Genomic DNA, 17881 nt, shown 5'->3' with positions numbered 1-17881 from the left:
ATGTTCACCCTCACCGACGACGAGCGGGCGATCTCCGAGACCGCCCGCGACTTCGCCGCGGAGTTCCTGGCGCCCAACGCGATCGAGTGGGACCAGACCAAGCATTTCCCGGTGGACGTGCTGCGCAAGGCCGGCGCGCTCGGCATGGGCGGCATCTACATCCGGGAGGACGTCGGCGGGTCGGGTCTGACCCGGCTCGACGCCGCCCGGATCTTCGAGCAGCTCGCGATCGGGGATCCGTCGATCGCCGCGTACATCTCGATCCACAACATGGTCACCTGGATGATCGACACGTTCGGCACCGACGAGCAGCGTCGGCAGTGGGTGCCCGCGCTGGCCGCGATGGAACACCTGGGCAGCTACTGCCTGACCGAGCCCGGTGCCGGGTCGGACGCGGCGGCCCTGTCCACCAAGGCCGTTCGGGACGGCGACGACTACCTGCTCACCGGGGTCAAGCAGTTCATCTCCGGCGCGGGGACCTCGGATGTGTACGTGGTGATGGCCCGCACCGGGGACACCGGGGCGCGTGGCATCTCGGCGTTCATCGTCCCGAAGGACTCCGAGGGACTCTCGTTCGGCGCCAACGAGAAGAAGATGGGCTGGAACGCGCAGCCCACCCGGCAGGTGATCATGGACGCCGTCCGGGTGCCTGCGGCAAACCTGCTCGGCGGTGAGGGCAACGGCTTCCGGATCGCGATGTCCGGCCTCAACGGCGGCCGGCTGAACATCGCGGCCTGCTCGGTGGGCGGGGCCGAGGCCGCGCTGCGCAAGGCGGTCGACCACCTCGCCGACCGCCGCGCCTTCGGTGCGCCGCTGCTGAACTCGCAGGCACTGCAGTTCCAGCTCGCGGACATGCGCACCGAACTCGAGGCGGCCCGCACCCTGCTGTGGCGGGCGGCGGCCGCTCTCGACGCCGACGCACCCGACAAGGTCGAGTTGTGCGCGATGGCGAAGCGGTTCGCCACCGACACCGGCTTCGAGGTCGCCAACCGGGCGCTGCAGATGCACGGCGGCTACGGCTATCTCGCCGAGTACGGTCTGGAGAAGATCGTCCGGGATCTGCGTGTCCACCAGATCCTCGAGGGAAGCAACGAGATCATGCGCGTGGTCGTCGCCCGCAGCGTGGTCGCAGGAAAGGCAGGCGCGGCGTGAGTGATGTGAGCGAACCGGAAGTCGTGGTCGCCCGGGCCGGCGCCATCGGGCGTCTGACCCTGAACCGGCCCAAGGCGATCAACGCCCTCAACCACGCGATGGTGCGGACCATGGCGACCGCGCTGCTCGAGTGGGAGGCCGACCCGCAGGTGCGGACGGTCGTCGTGGACGGGGCGGGGGAGCGGGGCCTGTGTGCCGGCGGGGACATCGTGGCGATCCACGACGACGCCAAGTTCGGCCGCACCGGCTCCCGCGACTTCTGGCGTGACGAGTACATCCTCAACGCCGCGATCGGCCGCTATCCCAAGCCGTACGTGGCGATCATGGACGGCATCGTGATGGGTGGTGGTGTCGGCATCTCCGCGCACGGCAGCGTCCGCATCGTCACCGAACGCTCCTCGATCGCGATGCCGGAAACCGGGATCGGATTCGTGCCCGACGTCGGCGGCACCCACCTGCTGTCCCGAGCGCCCGGCGAGATCGGCACCCACGTCGCGCTGACCACCGGTCGCCTGAACGCCGGAGACGCGATCGCGCTCGGCTTCGCGGATCACTTCGTGCCGTCGGAGTCGCTGGGCGCCTTCGTCGCCGCGCTCGAATCCGGTTCGGTCTCCGAGGCGCTCGCCGAGTTCGAACGTCCCGCACCGGAATCCCCGCTGCTCGCGCAGCGATCCTGGATCGACGCCGCGTACTCCGCGGACACGGTGGAGGAGATCGTCGAGCGACTGCAAGCCGCCGGCGTTCCGGAGGCCACGAAGGCGGCCGACCAGATCCTCGGCAAGTCGCCGGTCGCGCTGAAGGTGACGCTGCGCTCGCTCCGTCACGCCCGCACCCTCGGCAGCCTCGAGGAGGTCCTCAACGAGGAGTTCCGGGTCTCCGTGGCCTCGCTCGCCTCGCACGACCTCGTCGAGGGCATTCGCGCGCAGGTGATCGACAAGGACCGCAACCCGGCGTGGTCGCCGGCCACCCTCGCCGACGTCACCGAGGGCGACGTGGACCGCTACTTCCAGCCGCTCGGCGATCTCGAACTCGGGCTCGCCGTACCCGATCCAGAAGGGGTCTGACAGATGAGCACCCAACCTTCCGTTGCGTTCCTGGGCCTCGGGCACATGGGCGGCCCGATGGCCGCGAACCTGGTCAAGGCCGGGTACGAGGTGACCGGCTACGACCCGGTGCCCGCCGCGCAGCAGCAGGCATTCAAGGACGGACTGACCGTCGCGGACACCGCCGTCGCCGCCGTCGCGGACGCGGACGTGGTGATCACCATGCTGCCGAACGGCAAGCTGGTCCTCGACCTGTACGACGAGATCCTCACGGTCGCCAAGCCGGACACCCTGTTCATCGACAGTTCCACCATCGATGTAGCGGATGCCCGCGCGGCCGCGGACCGCGCGCACGCCGCGGGCCACCGTGCCATCGACGCCCCGGTCTCCGGTGGTGTCGCCGGCGCCGCCGCCGGCACGCTGGCATTCATGGTCGGCGGGTCCGAGGCCGACTTCGCCTCCGCACAGCCGCTGCTGGACGTGATGGGGCGCAAGGTCGTGCACTGCGGCGCGTCCGGCGTGGGGCAGGCCGCGAAGATCTGCAACAACATGATCCTCGGCGTGTCGATGATCGCGATCAGCGAGGCGTTCGTGCTCGGCGAGAAGCTCGGCCTGAGCAACCAGGCCCTGTTCGATGTCGCGTCGAACGCGTCCGGTCAGTGCTGGGCGCTCAGCAGCAACTGTCCGGTGCCCGGCCCGGTCCCGACCACCCCGGCGAACAACGACTACCAGCCCGGCTTCGCGGCCGCGCTGATGGACAAGGACCTCGGTCTGGCCGCGAACGCGTTGCGCGCCAACGGCGTCGAAGCCGAGCTCGGCTTGCGTGCGGCCGAGCTGTACCACCGGTTCAACACCGAAGGTGGTGGGGGACTGGACTTCTCCGCCATCGTCACCGACATCCGCACCCGATCCGAGAAAGCCGAGTGAGCCGCCAGTGAGCGAGTACGAGACCATCCTGACCGACCGCAAGGGCCGCGTGGGCATCGTCACCCTGAACCGGCCGAAGGCCCTCAACGCGCTCAACAGCCAGTTGATGCGCGAGGTGGTTGCCGCAGTCGAGGCATTCGATGCGGACGACGAGATCGGGGCGATCCTGCTCACCGGCTCGGAGAAGGCGTTCGCGGCGGGCGCCGACATCAAGGAGATGCAGCCGAAGACCTTCGCGCAGGTGTACGCGGAGGACCTGTTCTCCCAGTGGGACCGGCTCTCCTCCGTTCGCACCCCGATCGTTGCCGCGGTCTCCGGGTATGCGCTCGGTGGCGGCTGCGAGCTGGCGATGCTGTGCGATTTCATCATCGCCTCCGACACCGCCAAGTTCGGTCAGCCGGAGATCAAGCTCGGTGTCATCCCCGGCATCGGCGGCTCACAGCGCCTGACCCGCGCCGTCGGCAAGGCCAAGGCGATGGACCTGTGCCTGACCGGCCGCAACATGGACGCCGAGGAGGCCGAACGGGCCGGACTCGTCGCCCGTGTCGTCCCGGCGGCGGACCTCCTCGACGTCGCGCTCGAGGCCGCGACCACGATCGCATCGATGTCCCTGCCGATCGCGATCATGGCCAAGGAGGCCGTCAACCGGTCGTTCGAGACCACCCTCGCCGAGGGCGTCAAGTTCGAACGGCGCGTCTTCCATTCGACGTTCGCGACTGCCGACCAGAAGGAAGGCATGGCCGCGTTCGTGGAGAAGCGCGCCCCCAAGTTCGTGAACGGCTGACACCGTGGGCCGGGACCGACGTCCCGGCTCACCAGCCGGTCAGTGACGACCCCCACCGCGCCGGGCCCGCGGTGGCCGCGGCGAGGAGAACCGCTCCCCGCCCCGCCACCGACGTCGGGTCCGGCGCGGTCGTCACCGGCAGCCCGAGCATGGCGCCGAGCTGCTCGGGCAACCCCGGCAGGTGTGCCCCGCCGCCGAGCGGCACCACCGTCGTCGGGCTCGTCCCCGATTCGCGGATCATCCTGTGCAGCAACGACACCGACGCTTCGACATCGTCTCGAATCAGGGCGCCCAGATCGCCGGTCGTCACCACGGCGGTGGCGCCGGTGTGTGCGTCCGTGACGGTGACCACCCTCTCGTGCGTGAGACGTTCCTTGACGTCGCGGCACCGGGCGAGGTCCTGCCACACCCCGGCCGATGCCAGATGCTCCTGCAGCAGGCCGTCGACACGATCGCCGCACACCAGGTCGCTGCGGCGGGATTCCAGCACCTCCCCGGACGTGCCGTCGGCGATGCAGACCGACAGCCCGGAACTGCCCACGTCGTAGAGCACCGCCGTGCGGTGCTTGCGCAGCGCCCCGGTGAACCGCAGGTACCGCACCTGCGCCGCCGTCTCCGCCAGGATCTGCACGTGCTGACGCGTGGCGGCGGCGCTCAGGGCCTGGGCCACTTCGGGTTCGAGGCCGGTACGCAGGGTCACGGCGGTCGCGGACACCAGTTCGCCGCGTTCCACCGCGGTCGCGCGCAGGGTGTGGATCGCCGAGATCACCGGTTCGCCTACCGTCGCGTCCGCGCGGCGGCGGATGTCGCAGCGGGCGATCGGGTCATGGTGGGGTCGATCCGACAGTGTCAGCACCGCGCGGGCACCGTTCGCTCCCGCCGACACCCCGAGAACCAGCACCAATCCCGTACTCCTCGCCGCAGTTCAGGTCATCACGCAGATAAGGTCACCACTTGGTGGGTGTGCCCCCGGTGTCGAAGTCGCCGGCCTCCCGGCGCAGTTCCGCCAGAATGCGCACCAGGGCGTCGAGTTTGTCCGCGGACAATCCCGGATTCGCGAACACCTTGCTGTTGAGGCGCTGCGTCGCGTCGAGCACCAGATCGCGTCCGTCCTGGGTGATTTCGATGAGTGTCGCGCGACGGTCGCTCGGATGGGGCACCCGCCGCACCAGACCGGCCTTCTCCAGACGGTCGACGGCGTTGGTGACCGAGGTGGGGTGAACCTGCAGGCGCGCACTGGCCTTCGCCATCGGCAGCGCGCCGGTGCGGGTGAAGGTGAGCAGGGTCAGCAGTTCGTACCGCGAGAACGTCAGCCCGGTCGGTTTGAGGGCCTCCTCGACCCTCGCGATCATGATCTGCTGAGCGCGCATCACCGAGGTCACCGCGGCCATCCCGTCGGCGACGTCGCCCCACCCGTGGGCTTCCCACTGGCGGTGCGCCTCCTCGATCGGGTCGAGCGGCAACGGTTGTGACGGCATGGTTGTCATCATCCCACGAGGCGCCCTCGCCGCTCGTGCCCGGATTGCGTGTCCCCCTACGTGGAATCCGTGCACGACCGCGCGGCGTCCGGCCGGTAGCTTCTGCAGCTGAGGTGATGAAGTCGTGGTCGAAGCTCGAACACCCTGGGCGCAGCATGCGCTGATTCGGGCCGTGTTCTTCCTGATGGGTGCCGAACTGTTCCTCGCGTCCCCGTTGCTGCCGACGATCTCCGCGGACTTCGGTACCGCGATCGCGGCGACGGCGTGGACCGTGACGGTGTTCGGCCTGTCCTACGCCGTGGCGAGCCCGCTGGTCGGGGCATTGACCGAACACCTCCCGCGGAAGCGGGTCATCCTCGCCGGAGTGGCGGTGTTCGCGACGGGCGAGGCACTGTGCGCGTTGTCGCCCGGCCTGGGCTGGCTGCTCGCCGCCCGCGCGATCGGCGGCCTCGGCGGCGCCCTCGTCGGTCCCGCGATGTGGGCGTATCTCGCGGAGACCGCGGCGCCCCGCGAACGCGGCCGCGCGATCGCCGGTGGCTCGGCCGCGTACGCCGGAGGGCAGATCGTCGGGGTCCCACTGGCGACGTTCGCCGCAGCGAGTCTGAGTTGGCGGTTCGCGTTCGCCGCGGTGGCGCTGGGCCTGGTTGTCGCCGGGACGCTGATCGCCCTGCGGTTGCGCGAGTCGGTGCGCCCGGCGGACCACCCGGTGCGGCCGTTCTCGGCGCTGCGGTCGTCCTTCGGCCTGTGGCGGGTCGGGGTGTTCCGCACGATCATGGCGGGCAACTTCTTCGTCCAGGCCGCCAGGCTGGGCACCTACGCGTACGCGGGTGCCCTCTTCGCGTCGAGATTCGGGTTCGGTACCGGCGTCCTCGGGCTGGTCGGCATGGTGGCGGGCATCGGCTCGCTGGTCGGGTCGCTGCTCGCCGGCCCGCTGATCGACCGCTGGACCTCGGCGGGTCGGCACGTGAGCGAGCTCAGCGTCGCGTGGGGACTGCTGATGGCCGTCGGCCTCGGTGGCGCGACCACCGCCGGCACCTGGCAGTTGTGCCTGGCCGGATTCGTGCTGTCCTTCTTCGCCGGGACCGCCTTCTTCGCCACCGCGCAGGTGTACCTGACCACCGTGATGGCCGACCGGCGCGCCGCCGCGGTGTCGTGGAACAACTCGGTGCTCTACGTGGGCACCGGCGCAGGCACCACCGTGCTCGGCTTCACCGCACTGGGCGGCACGACCTTCGCCGCCTGCTCGGTCGCGTTCGCGCTGTGCGCCGCCGGCTTCAGCGCGGTACTCGCCCTGCGCCGCTGACCGAATGTGCCGTCGGTTCGGTCTGACTGACCAAATGGCACATTCGGTCAGCGGTGCGGGGTCACGCGGAGCGCAGATCCGTGAGCGCGGTGGTGCGCTGGTCGATCCACGTGCGCATGGTGTCGACGCTCGACTGCAGCGACTCGGCCGTCAGACCGTCGCTGGTCGGCACCGTCTCGGCGAGACCGTCGAGCAGCTCCTGTGCGCGTCCGCTCCCGTACATCCGGTCGAACAGCTCCCAGTACGCGCTCTCGTAGAGCCCGGTGAACGCGTCCGATGCGAGGAATCGGGTCTTGAGGCTGTTGCCGCCGCGCGGCCCGCCGCGCTCGGCGTTGCCGTCCGCCCCCCGGCCGGGCATCGCGCCGCCGCCGGGCGTCTGGGCCGTGTCCGTTCCTGGCTCGCCGGTGGCCGTGGTCGCCTGGCCGCGCCCCGGTCGCTGACCCGCCCCGGCCGGCATCTGTCCGCCGGGCGTCGCGATGGCGCCCGCCTCGGTGGTGGTTGCTCCCGCGGCTGCGCCCGGTCGGCCACCGCCGCCCATCATCGACACGCTGTCCTGGGGACCGGCCGTGGCGCTTCCGGTCATCGCCAGGTTCAGGTCCCAGGAGACCACCGAGATCAGACCTGTGTCGAGGTCGTACCAGAGGTAGTAGTTCTGGCCGGGTCCGGCCATGTCATCGCCGTTGACGAGCAGGTTCTGGGTGGCCAGGTAGCGTGCGAACGAGTCGACGTCGACCCAGTCGGCCAGGTGCGCGTCGAACTCCTCGTCGGACGCGGAGTCCAGCCACTTCAGGAAGCTGATGATCGGCTGGAGGTTGCCGCTGTCGACCGCGTTGATCTGCTTGAACTGGTCCGAGTACGAGGACTGGTCGTCGCCCGCGTACGCGAAGGTCGAGTTGGCATCCGCCTTGTACAGGTAGCCGTCCGTGTCGAACAGGCTGTTGGCGTACCCGTCGTCAGGGTGCTCGAGCAGCAGCCGCGTGGTGGTCGCGCTGTCGTTGATCGAGTACACCGTGTATGCGAATCGCTGTGTCGGCTGGTCGGTTTCGGCGGTGAGCGACAGCGCCGTCGCCTCGTTCAGGACGGGGCTGCCCGGCCGCACCGAGATCTCGGTCATGCCCTGGTAGGCGCGACCGTCCTCGTTCTCGTCGAAGCTGATCAGCAGGGGGAGTGAGGTGGGGTCGTCGGCAGAGGCGGACGACATCATGCCGCCCATACCGCCGGCGCGACCACCGGCGGCCTCGCCGGTCTGTCCGTCCTCGCCGGTCTGCCCGTCCGCTGGTGGTGTCAACCCCTGTGGGATGTCCGTGCCGTCGGGCATCTGCATGCCTTCCGGCGGTTCGAATCCCTCGGGCAGTTCCATGCCCTCCGGCGGCTGGAATCCGCCACCGCCGGGGCGGCCTTCGGTGCCCCGCACGCCTCCCAGCGTGGAGTTGCCCTTCAACCGGACCGAGACGTCGTTGACGAAGGTGCCGTCGATGGTGATGTCCGCGGTGATCCACTTCTTGTCACCGGTGGACTGGAAGGTGCTGATCATGTCCTTGTACTCGGCGTCGGTGATCTCCAGCGACACCTCGTGGGCGACCGAGTCGTCGAACAGATCCACTGTGCCGGTGATGTTGTCGGTGATCTCCGACGCGATCACCGTGGCGTCACCGGTGATGTACGGGCGGATGTGGGCGTTGCCGAACACGGTCGCCATGATCGCCACGAAGGCGACGAACACCACCAGCAACTTCCAGTGCTGACGCAGCGATGTCGGAATCCGGTGCTGGAGTTTGAGTTTCGGAGCCGGCGCGCCGGCGGTGTTCGTCGCGGGCATCAGATGTCCGTCTGGTCGTATCCGGTCAGGACGGTGACGCGTTGTCCGGCGTTGACCGCGGTCAGCGCGGAGATCAGTTCGGCAGGCTTGCGGTTCTTCTTCAACTGGGCGGTGTAGTACATCTCGTTGAGCGCCCCGGAGCGGACCGCTTCGGTGGAGACGAGTTCGAACTCCGTGCAGTACTGGATGAGGACGTCCTCGACGAGGGCGGCGTACTCCTGCTCCGGCGGCACCTGCACCTTGACGACCTGACGCTGCACGTCGAGCTTGAACCAGTTGAACTTGCTCATGATCAGCAGGACCAGGCAGACCGCGACGGTCGCGGCGATGGCCAGCAGGTAGAACCGGGTGCCGGTGGTCATTCCGATCGCCATCACCAGGAAGATGAACCCGACGTCACGAGTTTCCTTGATGGCGTTGCGGAATCGGACGACGGACAGGGCACCGACGAGCGCGAACGCGCGGGCGATGTTGGAGCCGACGACGAGCATGATCAGCGAGATGATCATGCCGACCATCACCAGGGTCTGCACGTAGGACTGGCTGTAGGAGACGTTCTTGTGGGTGTAGCGGTAGACCCAGCCGATGATCGCGGACAGCACGAACGACAGCGCCAGCGACACGATGATGTCGAAGGTGCTGAACGTTCCGCTCAGGTCCTGGAGGTCGAAATTCATGGTTGTCCTGTCTCGGTTGTCGTGAAGTACGGGGAAAGAGGCGGCGGGTGACCTGCGTCAGCTCGCGGCGCGGGTCGAGGTGTCGAGCACGTCGGTGGGCACCCGGTCGTCGTAGCCCTCGGGAAGAACCAGTTCGGGCGCACCGTGCCGGGACCGCGGCGCCATCCCGAACGCCTCGACGGACTGGCAGTACTTCGACACCCGGATCACCGACATGTTCAGCCGGGCAGTCAGATCCGTGGCCCAGTACGGCACCCGCTCGTTCGCCTTGAGCTCCACGATCGCGAGCTTCGGCGGGATGATGAACCGGTTCTCGGCGCCGGACGCGAAGTGGAAGTCGCGGTCCCGGCCGTGCACCTTGTGGTCGATCGTCACCCGCAACCCGAGGTCGGCCTCCCGGCCGACGAACGCCTCCCGCAGATAGCCGGTGGTGACCATCGGTCGCAGGTCCAGGTTCCCGATCAGGGTGGTCACCTCGTTCACGAACGGGCGCTGCGAGGGATCGCACTCGATCTCCTCGCGGCCGTTGAGCCACCGCTGAGCCACCCCGTAGGGCATGGCGGTGCGCCGCTTCTGGGTGACGCGGTTGACGCGCTGTTTGATCTCGATCTGCACCGGGGTGTCGTCGGTGCACTCGGCCGGCTGTCCGTACAGGCGCAGCCGCAGCTTGCGGCGAAACTTCAGGCCCTCGATCTTCTCCCAGTAGAACCGCAGGTCGGGGGTGTCGTAGTAGAGCGAGGTGACCGGGTACCCGCCGTGCGGGGAGTACGGGTCGGTGTCCATCCTGGCGGCCAGTTCCCGTCGCAGTTCGGGCACCTTCAACTCGTCGACGAGGTACTTGATCTCGTACCGGTTGAACGCGTGCAGCGCACTGGCCGTCTGTGCGAAGCCCTCGGGGGTGGAAGTGGCCGGTGCGTCCTCGGCCGGTGGCGCCGATGGTCGCGCGGTGGGTGGACGGCGGAAGCGGTCGAGAAACGTCATCGTGCTGCCGGCTCCTTGCCCTGTTCGGTCGGTGAACAGAACAAGTACAGGCGGTGAACCTGCGAACAGCTTGTCCGCCAACTGACAATTTCCTGGCAATGGAAAAGTAATGGAGGTGCCAAGGATCTTCGGGGTCGTGTGGGGTGACACTTCACCCGACATTCACCCGGCGATCGGCCTGCCCCGTGTGGTCGAATGTCCTTTCGGTGGCTGCGCGGTGGTGTCGAGGCCTCGGGGGAGGAGCGGCGGTGGTGGGACAAGCGCGCACGGTGCGAAACCCGGCGGCGCACGTCCGCCGGACCCGGGTCGGCCGGCAGAACACGGATCGGATCCTGCGCATGTTCGCGCGTTTCATCAGCGTGGGCTACGTCGCCTACCTGATCGTCCTGATTCCTTCGGTCCTCGCGCTACAGCCAAGGATGGCGTCCTGGTGGACGCCGGTTGCAGTGGTCACGGTGTTCGGGTCCGGGCTGTTACCGGGGCTGCTGTCGTTCCGCCGCGACACCCGGTCCATGCGGAACGCGGCCGGGGCAGCGGCGGGGCTCTTCCTGCTGGCGGCGTTCAGTTGGCCACTGGCCTGGCAGGGGCCACAGATCCCGGCGAGCGACGGTGTCTGGCTGGCCTTCTTTCCCGGACTGGCGAGTCTCGCCGCCATCGTGGCCTGTCCGACCGCGGTTGCCTTCGCCCACCTCGTGATCGGATGCGTATGCGTGCAACTGATCAACCAGGTCGCCCGGGCGGGTGCTCCCGCGGAAATGCTGCTGCCCGAGATCACCTTCGCGATCATGTTCTGCACGCTGTTCGTGGGTGGCGCGGCGATGGCACTGCGCACCGGCCGGGTGCTGGACGCCACCACCGACGAGACACATGCGGCCGCCGCGGCGGCCGCGGCCCAGCGCGCACGCGCCGTCGAGCGGGAGCGATTCGACGCGCTCATTCACGACAGCGTCATCGCGACGCTGCTGTCCGCGGCTCGGGGACAACGGCCGGCCGTGGTGAACAGGCTCGCCACGGCAACGTTGCAGGATCTGGATTCCCTGCGAAGCGAATTCGAGGCGGACCGTCCGTTCACCGTCGACGAGGCCGTCTCCCGGCTGCGCGCGGCCGCCGCGGACGCCGACGACGGCGCTGAGTTCACGGTGGCCCGGGGTGGCGCCGGGACGACCGTCGTTGCCGGGGAGACTCCCGCGAGGTTCGCGGCGGCCCCGGACGATGGCGCCGCGGGATTCGCCGATGTCACGGTCCGGGAGCTCGACGCCGTGCCCGCGGATGCGGTGCGGGCGATGGGTGCCGCGCTGGGCGAGGCGCTGCGCAACAGTCGCCTGCACGCCGCCGACTCCACCCGATCGGTGGCGGTGACGGTGACTGCGCACGGAGTGAAGGCGCTCGTCGCCGACGACGGGGCCGGATTCGATCGCACTGCTGTCGCCCCGCATCGACTCGGTGTCACCGTCAGCATCCTGGCGCGCATGAGGCAGACGCCCGGTGGCGCTGCGCGAATCGAGTCCCGGCCCGGCGCGGGGACTCGGGTGCATCTGTCCTGGGAGGCCGAATGACGAGCGGGAACAGCAGCGACGGTGTCGATCGGGACGTGCGGGCGCTGCTCGGTCTGCGCAGTACCGCTGCGACGGTGCTCGTCGCGGCGTACGTGCTGACCTTCCTTCTGCTCGCGCTGTCGACCAGCCCCGGCCGTGACGCGCTGTGGGCGGAACTCGTCGCGTGGCTGCTCGTCAGTGCGGGTGCCGTCGCATTCGTCCGGACGCCGGGCGACCCGCTGCCGTGGGGTATCACGGTGGTCCTGACCTCGGTGGGCCCGGTGGCGACCGCCCTCGTGCTCTCGGTGGTGCCGGTGCCGATCGACAAGGCGCTCCAGGTGTGGCCGCTTCCCGCATCGACGGCGATCTGCGCCTACATGTGCCTGCGCGGTCGGACGCCGGCGGCCTGGATCGGCACGGTCTCGTGTCTGGTGTGTTGTGTGGTGTGGGCGGCCCGCACCGGGCAGGGCGCCGGATACGGGCTGGGAATGTCCGCCGTCAACCTTGCGCCGCTGCTGATGGCGACGTTCATCGGGTGGACCATTCGCCCCGCCGCGCGCGACATCTTCGACCTGCGGGACCAGACGACGATCCGGGTTGCTGCCCAGGCGGCGGACACCGCGGTCCTCGAGGAACGCGACCACCAGCTGAGGCGGCTGGACACTCTCGCGCGTCCACTGCTCGAGGAGTTGAGCGTCGCGACGACGATCAGCGACGGCGACCGGCTGGCCTGCAGCCTCCTCGAGGCACATCTGCGTGACGCGATCCGTGCGCCCGCGCTCGGTGACCCGGCGATCGTCACGGCCGCGCGGTCGGCGCGTGGCCGTGGCGTGGACGTCGTCCTGCTCGACGACGGCGGCATGACGACCGTGTCCGACGGGGTCCGCGACCGTATCCACGGCGCGGTCGTCGCCGCGCTCGACGCCGCGGTCGGCGGGGTCCTCACCATCCGGGTGCTGCCGCCCGGCCGTGGCTCGCTGCTCACCATCCTGCACAGCGACGGTGACGACGTCACCCGGCAGCAGTTCGGGACCGACGGGTGCCTCCTCGGCGCGGCCCGCACCGAGTTCGAATCACGCTGAGTGCAACCCTGTCCGCAGCGGCGCGGGGACGGCATCGTGAACTTCGATGCGGGTGTGGCTGAGTGGCTAGGCACCGGCCTGCAAAGCCGTTTACACGGGTTCGAATCCCGTCATCCGCTCGACGACGAGCCCGGCAGGTGAATCACCTGCCGGGCTCGAATCGTTCTCGGGCTCCGCCGATCTCAGCCGACGCTCGGGGGCTGGTCGACGAGCTGCGCGAGGTAGAGCTGCTCGCCGAGCTTGTCGATCAGTTCGAGCTGCGTTTCGAGGTAGTCGACGTGGTCTTCTTCCTCGGCGAGGATCTTCTCGAAGATGCCGGCGGTGGTGTGGTCGCCCTTGCTGCGGCACATCGTGATGCCGGGCCGAAGGCGCTCGACCACCTCGACCTCGACGGCCAGGTCCGACGTGAACTGCTCCCGGATGGTCTGGCCGATGCGCAGCGGCAGGATCCGCTGGTAGTTCGGCAGCGCCTCGAGCATGAGGATGCGGTCGGTGAGCAGCTCCGCGTGCTGCATCTCCTCGAAGGACTCCTGGCGGGTCTTCTCCGCGATCTTCGTCAGGCCCCAGTTGGCCTGCATCTTCGAGTGGAGAAAGTACTGGTTGATCGCTGTGAGTTCGCTGGTCAACTGCTCGTTCAGGAGAGCAATGACCTCATCGTCGCCGCGCATGAACAACCTCCGATGGGGATGGGCTGAACCGTGAGTTCAGACTAACCCTCACCGGGTGAATTCACACGGTGTACTTTTCGGCGATTCGTCAGGCGCTGATCGGCTCTTCCTCGCATTCGACGACGGCGTAGTGCTGTTCGATCATCGACTTGATCCGGTCGCGGCACATGCCGCAGCCGCGTCCGCGCCCGGCGCCGCAACCCATCGCGACGTGCTTGGCGGTCCGAGCCCCCGCGGAGATGCACTGATGCACCGTGTCCTCGGTGGTGGCCTCGCAAACGCAGACGTACATGTCGTTGACCCTCCAGCCAGCTTCCTCAGGCGAGGCTACACTAAGAGCCCGGTCTTTGAAAAGGGTAGGCTAACCCAAGTTTTTGATCTTGATCGGCGTCGAGGTTCCGTGCGATCGTGGATCCATCGGTACGAACTCGACGCCGGGCACTTGCGGGGCCCACGGACTCGGGGAGCAGGTGGCCGCATGGGAAGAATTGGTTCCTTTCGTCGTGATCGGCTCGTCTTCGACGTCCGGGACGAGGGGTCGGTCGACGGCGTCCCGGTCGTGCTGCTGCACGGGTTCCCGCAGGACTCCCGATCCTGGTCGGCGGTGGCGGAACTGCTGCACGCCCGCGGGTTTCGCACCCTCGCCCCCGACCTGCGGGGTGCCTCGCCCGGTGCGCGACCGCGGTCACGGTGGGCCTACCGTCCGTCGGAGTTGACCGCGGACGTCATCGCGTTGATCGAGCAGTCCGGGCTCGGGCCGGTGCACCTGGTCGGTCACGACTGGGGTGCCGCCGCGGCGTGGTGGGTCGCCGGACGCCGGCCCGACCTGGTGCGGACCCTGACCGCCCTGTCGGTGGCGCACCCGAGCGCCTTCGTGCGCTCGCTGGTGACCAGTCGCCAGATCCTGTTGTCCTGGTACATGTTTGCCTTCCAACTCCCGGTGTTGCCGGAACGGTTGTTCGCCGAGGGGACACGGGTGCGCCGGCTCTTCCTCGGCAGCGGCATGACCCGGGAGGTCGCCGACCGCGATCTCGCGCCGATGCGGGAGCGCTCGCGTGCCCGAGGCGGCTTGGGGTGGTACCGCGCGATGTTGCTCGCGGCGCCGTGGCGGCCGCCCGAGCGGATCACCGTGCCGACGCTCTACGTCTGGAGCGACCGCGACACCGCGCTCGGCCGCACGGCCGCGGAGCTGACGGCGCGGTACGTGGACGGTCCCTACCGCTTCGAGGTGTTCGAGGGCGTCAGCCACTGGATCCCGGACGAGGTGCCGGAGCGGCTCGTCGATCTGCTCGCAGAGCATCTGGGTGAGCCGGAGCGCCGCTCAGACGCGGCGGGTCCACGCACCGAGTAGCGACTCGCTCAGTTCGTACTTCATGGCCCGGATCCGGCCGTCGGCAGTTCCGCGGGGATCGAGGCACTCGCGCAACAGCTGCCGGAACCGAGTGGGGGTGACCCCGAATGTCTCGAGCAGTTCGGCTGCGCTCGCGCCGCCGAACGGTGCCCATCTGATGGCGAACCCGACCACCCACACTGCGTGGGGGCTCAGGGCGTGGGATCGGTCGAGGAAGTCGCACTGGCGCAGCCACACTCGAATCCGCTCGCGGTTGCACGGGCCGCCGGCTTCGATCGGGCGCCCGGTCGTGTCGGGGCGTCGGGTGTGCATCAGAGCGCACTGACGGCGAACAGAGGGAAACGGTCGCCGTGCGGGGTCGGCCGGAACTCGACGCGCACCGACCGGGTGGGCTGCTCCGGGATCCGGCCCTCGATCCACGTGTAGACCCGCGGGCCGTCGTCCAGTTCGACGATCGCGGTCACGGCGGGCCCGGGATCCGGGTTGGCGCGAGGTGAGGTCTTCCACGACAGGATCGTTCCCGTTCCGGACGACGGCACGGCGGCGAGGTCGTTGCCGTGGCAGGCGGAGCAGGTGGCGGCCATCGGAGAGCAGAGCGTGGCGCAGTTCGCGCACCGGGTGATGAGCAGTGCACCCGTGTGCGCTGCGGTGGGCATCGGGGACGTGTGTTCGTGTTCGTTCTCGTGCATCGGAGCCTCGGCGGTCGGAGTGTGGTGAGGTGAGTCACACTCTCGCCTGGGGTGCGTCTCGCGACGACCGCAGAACTACCTGGATTACTACCTGCTTTTCCGGAGCGAGCAGGCCTCGGCGTGGGTGAACGGGGCGGGGAGCAGGTCCTGGGTGCTCTGCGGACCTGCTCCCCGCCCCGTGTGCCTGGCGGGGTGGCTGCCCGGCCGTGTCCGGTCTCAACCTGCCGTGCGTTCCGGCTCGGCGTGCGAGCCCTCGATCGGCAGGCCGGCGGACTCCCAGTCCGCGATGCCCTCTCGGTACTTGCGCACGTTCGTGTATCCGAGGGCGCGAAGCCGGTTGGCCACCAGTTCGCTGTTCCGGCAGGTGATGCTCGCGCAGTAGGTCACGATCGCGGTGTCCCGGTCGGGGAGGAGGGTCGGGGCACGTGACGCCACGTCGGCCTCGACGAGATTCACCGCCCCGGGGATGTGGCTCCTGTCGAAGTAGTCGGCGGGAAGGGTGTCGAGGAGGGTCACGGAGCCGGATCGGAGGGCCGCGGCCAGGTCGTCGCGGCTGATGAGCTCGGTCATTGTTGTCGCCTTTCGTCGGATCCACGCACCAATGTGCGTGCGTACGCACATTTAATAGCAATGTGCGTACGCACGCAACTGGACGGATGAAGGTGGTTAGACTGCCCCGGTGGCAGCGACGCGGGACACGGATGGTCGGCACCTGGCGACGAGCGCATGGGGCGCGCTCCTTCAGGTCCACGCCCGGCTGGTGCCCGAACTCGACACCGACCTGCGGCGCGCGACGGGGCTTCCTCTGGCGTGGTACGACGTGCTGCTCGAGCTGGTGGGAGCCGACGGCACCCCGCTGCGGATGAGTGACCTCGGCGAGCGGGTGGTGCTCAGTCGTACCCGGGTCAGTCGCCTGGTCGCCGAGATGGAGACCTTCGGGCTGGTGCAGCGCGATGCCAATCCCGACGACCGACGTTCGGCGTTCGTGACGATCACCGATGCCGGCAGGCGCCGCTATCGCGAGGCGGCCCCGGTCTATCTGAGCGGGATCGGGGAGCGGTTCGCCGACAAGCTGACCGACTCGGAACTGCGGGCGGTCGCGGCGGCGCTGCAGAAGGTGCTCGAGCCGACGTCCGCGACCGGCAACCCGACCGGCTGAGCGGCTGCCCCGTCGGCCTGGCTGTCGGCGGCGGGCGGCCGCGGCGATCGTGGATGCCGCGGCCGTCCCCCGGGATCACCGGCCGAAGCGCTCCTCGACCTCCTCGGCCGTGAGACCGTACTGCTCGAGGGTGTAGCGGTGTGCGGGCTTGCGGTCGCCGGAACGAGATTCGGCGTGCATGTCCTCCATCGCCTGCTGCGCCGCCGAACTCACCGGGATGCCGAACCGGGAGTAGATGCCCTCGACGGTGCCGAGCGGGTCCGCCACGAAGTCCGCGTAGTCGACGTCGACGAACTGGGCGGGGTCGTACTTCGCGCGTGCGGCGGTGAACGTCTCGAGACCGCGGGCCCAGAGCTCGAGTTGCCCGCGACCGATCACCTCACCCTTGAAGGCGTTGGACCAGCCCTCGGTGGCCTGTTCGGCGAGGCTGCACACCGATGGGATGATGGTGCTCGGTGGGCGGTGGGTCTGGATGACGAGGGCATCCGGATACACGGACATCAGCTCGTCGAGCGCGAACAGGTGGCTCGGGTTCTTGAGCACCCAGCGCCGGTCCTGGTCCGGCAGGCCGATCAGCTGCAGATTCTTCTTGTGGCGCGCATAGGCATTCGTCCAGTCCTGACCCTCGAGCCACTTCGAGTACGTCGGCAGGTTCGCCAGGCACTCGTAGGAGATCGACTTGAACGTCTGCCGGAGCAACTGCCAGCACTCCTCGACCTCGGCCGCGGACATGTAGTGCACGCCCATGAACTCGGGGTGCTCGACGTGGTGCTTGCTGAACTGGGACTCGATGCCCTGGAAGACCGGGTTCGACGCCCACGTCTCGCGCGGTGGCCGCGGCTGCGGCATCTCGGTCAACCACATCTCCAGGCCCTGGTGTGCCGGGTCGACGGTGAGCAGTCGGTGCAGCGCGGTGGTGCCGGTGCGGGGCAGGCCGGTCACGAAGATCGGTCGCTCGATCTTCACGTCCGCGTGCGCGGGGTGCTGCTGCCACGCCGCCTCGGACAGCAGCCGCGCGACCAGTGCGCCGCGCAGGAACACGCGGGACATCTTGCTGCCCAGGGGCGTCAGGTCCTCGTCGCGGGCGTACGAGTCCAGCAGGACACCGAGGGCCTCGGTGTAGTCGTCGACGCCGAAATCGGTCAGGCCGGTCATCTTGGTGGCCGAGGCGTGCAGGTCTTCGACGGTGCCGACGGTGGTGCGTTCAGTCATCGGGGGTGGTCCTTTTTGTCG

General features: G+C 68.9%; 20 protein-coding genes and 1 tRNA gene. 10 read left to right on the top strand and 11 right to left on the bottom strand.

Annotated elements, in window-relative coordinates; translation table 11 throughout:
• From ACWDUM_RS00285 to ACWDUM_RS00270, 4 genes are read left to right on the top strand one after another with little or no spacing between them, the layout of a single operon-like run.
• The gene (locus ACWDUM_RS00285) at positions 1-1152 is read left to right on the top strand and encodes an acyl-CoA dehydrogenase family protein (protein WP_450132444.1); all 1152 of its coding nucleotides are present in this window, start codon (positions 1-3) and stop codon (positions 1150-1152) included.
• Positions 1153-1157: 5 nt separating this feature from the next.
• The gene (locus tag ACWDUM_RS00280) at positions 1158-2216 is read left to right on the top strand and encodes an enoyl-CoA hydratase/isomerase family protein (RefSeq protein ID WP_450113550.1); all 1059 of its coding nucleotides are present in this window, start codon (positions 1158-1160) and stop codon (positions 2214-2216) included.
• Positions 2217-2219: 3 nt separating this feature from the next.
• The gene (gene mmsB / locus ACWDUM_RS00275) at positions 2220-3122 is read left to right on the top strand and encodes a 3-hydroxyisobutyrate dehydrogenase (RefSeq protein WP_450113490.1); all 903 of its coding nucleotides are present in this window, start codon (positions 2220-2222) and stop codon (positions 3120-3122) included.
• A 7-nt stretch (positions 3123-3129) separates the two neighbouring features.
• On the top strand, positions 3130-3906 hold the full coding sequence (locus tag ACWDUM_RS00270) for an enoyl-CoA hydratase (RefSeq protein ID WP_450113491.1): 777 nt from the start codon (positions 3130-3132) through the stop codon (positions 3904-3906).
• Positions 3907-3934: 28 nt separating this feature from the next.
• Here ACWDUM_RS00270 and ACWDUM_RS00265 read toward each other — a convergent pair whose 3' ends face one another.
• Positions 3935-4810 (bottom strand): hypothetical protein, encoded by an 876-nt coding sequence (locus ACWDUM_RS00265; RefSeq protein WP_450132443.1) that lies wholly within the window; start codon positions 4808-4810, stop codon positions 3935-3937.
• 43 nt (positions 4811-4853) lie between these two features.
• The gene (locus tag ACWDUM_RS00260) at positions 4854-5384 is read right to left on the bottom strand and encodes a MarR family winged helix-turn-helix transcriptional regulator (protein WP_450113493.1); all 531 of its coding nucleotides are present in this window, start codon (positions 5382-5384) and stop codon (positions 4854-4856) included.
• A gap of 124 nt (positions 5385-5508) precedes the next feature.
• On the opposite strand from ACWDUM_RS00260, the gene ACWDUM_RS00255 reads away from it, so the two are divergent.
• Entirely contained in the window at positions 5509-6687 is a 1179-nt protein-coding gene (locus tag ACWDUM_RS00255) for an MFS transporter (protein WP_450132442.1), read from the top strand.
• Between the two features lie 61 nt (positions 6688-6748).
• On the opposite strand, the gene ACWDUM_RS00250 is transcribed toward ACWDUM_RS00255, so the two are convergent.
• From ACWDUM_RS00250 to ACWDUM_RS00240, 3 genes are read right to left on the bottom strand one after another with little or no spacing between them, the layout of a single operon-like run.
• Positions 6749-8506: a CotH kinase family protein gene (locus ACWDUM_RS00250; RefSeq protein WP_450132441.1), complete on the bottom strand. Its 1758-nt coding sequence runs from the start codon at positions 8504-8506 to the stop codon at positions 6749-6751.
• Complete coding sequence (locus ACWDUM_RS00245) at positions 8506-9183, bottom strand: DUF4956 domain-containing protein (RefSeq protein WP_450132440.1); 678 nt, start codon at positions 9181-9183, stop codon at positions 8506-8508. The genes ACWDUM_RS00250 and ACWDUM_RS00245 overlap by 1 nt, the downstream gene beginning before the upstream one ends.
• 57 nt (positions 9184-9240) lie before the next feature.
• Positions 9241-10164 carry a VTC domain-containing protein gene (locus ACWDUM_RS00240; RefSeq protein WP_450132439.1) on the bottom strand — a complete coding sequence of 308 codons (924 nt, stop codon included), beginning with the start codon at positions 10162-10164 and terminating at the stop codon, positions 9241-9243.
• A gap of 248 nt (positions 10165-10412) precedes the next feature.
• On the opposite strand from ACWDUM_RS00240, the gene ACWDUM_RS00235 reads away from it, so the two are divergent.
• The 3 genes from ACWDUM_RS00235 to ACWDUM_RS00225 all read left to right on the top strand — a co-directional run bounded on the left by ACWDUM_RS00235 (position 10413) and on the right by ACWDUM_RS00225 (position 12900).
• The gene (locus ACWDUM_RS00235) at positions 10413-11720 is read left to right on the top strand and encodes an ATP-binding protein (RefSeq protein ID WP_450132438.1); all 1308 of its coding nucleotides are present in this window, start codon (positions 10413-10415) and stop codon (positions 11718-11720) included.
• Positions 11717-12781, top strand: a complete 1065-nt coding sequence (locus ACWDUM_RS00230) for a hypothetical protein (protein ID WP_450132437.1) — start codon at positions 11717-11719, stop codon at positions 12779-12781. The genes ACWDUM_RS00235 and ACWDUM_RS00230 overlap by 4 nt, the downstream gene beginning before the upstream one ends.
• Before the next feature lie 48 nt (positions 12782-12829).
• Positions 12830-12900 (top strand) — tRNA-Cys (locus ACWDUM_RS00225).
• Between the two features lie 63 nt (positions 12901-12963).
• Here the strand turns inward: ACWDUM_RS00225 and bfr are convergent.
• Both bfr and ACWDUM_RS00215 read right to left on the bottom strand, forming a co-directional pair.
• Positions 12964-13449, bottom strand: a complete 486-nt coding sequence (gene bfr / locus ACWDUM_RS00220) for a bacterioferritin (protein WP_450113500.1) — start codon at positions 13447-13449, stop codon at positions 12964-12966.
• Positions 13450-13537: 88 nt separating this feature from the next.
• Entirely contained in the window at positions 13538-13741 is a 204-nt protein-coding gene (locus tag ACWDUM_RS00215; protein WP_450113501.1) for a (2Fe-2S)-binding protein, read from the bottom strand.
• Between the two features lie 186 nt (positions 13742-13927).
• On the opposite strand from ACWDUM_RS00215, the gene ACWDUM_RS00210 reads away from it, so the two are divergent.
• Positions 13928-14800 carry an alpha/beta fold hydrolase gene (locus ACWDUM_RS00210; protein ID WP_450113502.1) on the top strand — a complete coding sequence of 291 codons (873 nt, stop codon included), beginning with the start codon at positions 13928-13930 and terminating at the stop codon, positions 14798-14800.
• Here the strand turns inward: ACWDUM_RS00210 and ACWDUM_RS00205 are convergent.
• The 3 genes from ACWDUM_RS00205 to ACWDUM_RS00195 form a co-directional block, all read right to left on the bottom strand.
• On the bottom strand, positions 14771-15112 hold the full coding sequence (locus ACWDUM_RS00205) for a hypothetical protein (RefSeq protein ID WP_450132436.1): 342 nt from the start codon (positions 15110-15112) through the stop codon (positions 14771-14773). The two genes, ACWDUM_RS00210 and ACWDUM_RS00205, sit on opposite strands and share 30 nt — an antisense overlap.
• Positions 15112-15456, bottom strand: coding sequence for a Zn-ribbon domain-containing OB-fold protein (locus ACWDUM_RS00200; RefSeq protein WP_450113504.1), 345 nt, complete (start codon positions 15454-15456; stop codon positions 15112-15114). The genes ACWDUM_RS00205 and ACWDUM_RS00200 overlap by 1 nt, the downstream gene beginning before the upstream one ends.
• Before the next feature lie 249 nt (positions 15457-15705).
• A complete protein-coding gene (locus ACWDUM_RS00195) occupies positions 15706-16059 on the bottom strand; it encodes a rhodanese-like domain-containing protein (protein ID WP_450132435.1) in 354 nt (117 codons plus the stop codon).
• A 109-nt stretch (positions 16060-16168) separates the two neighbouring features.
• Here ACWDUM_RS00195 and ACWDUM_RS00190 point away from each other — a divergent pair, with 109 nt between their 5' ends.
• Complete coding sequence (locus tag ACWDUM_RS00190; RefSeq protein WP_450132434.1) at positions 16169-16648, top strand: MarR family winged helix-turn-helix transcriptional regulator; 480 nt, start codon at positions 16169-16171, stop codon at positions 16646-16648.
• A gap of 75 nt (positions 16649-16723) precedes the next feature.
• Here the strand turns inward: ACWDUM_RS00190 and ACWDUM_RS00185 are convergent, their stop codons facing one another.
• Entirely contained in the window at positions 16724-17860 is a 1137-nt protein-coding gene (locus tag ACWDUM_RS00185) for a sulfotransferase family protein (RefSeq protein WP_450132433.1), read from the bottom strand.
• Positions 17861-17881 lie beyond the last annotated feature (21 nt).

It is taken from the genome of Rhodococcus sp. NPDC003322, from assembly GCF_053589555.1.
This window is presented reverse-complemented; position numbering and strand designations above follow the sequence as displayed.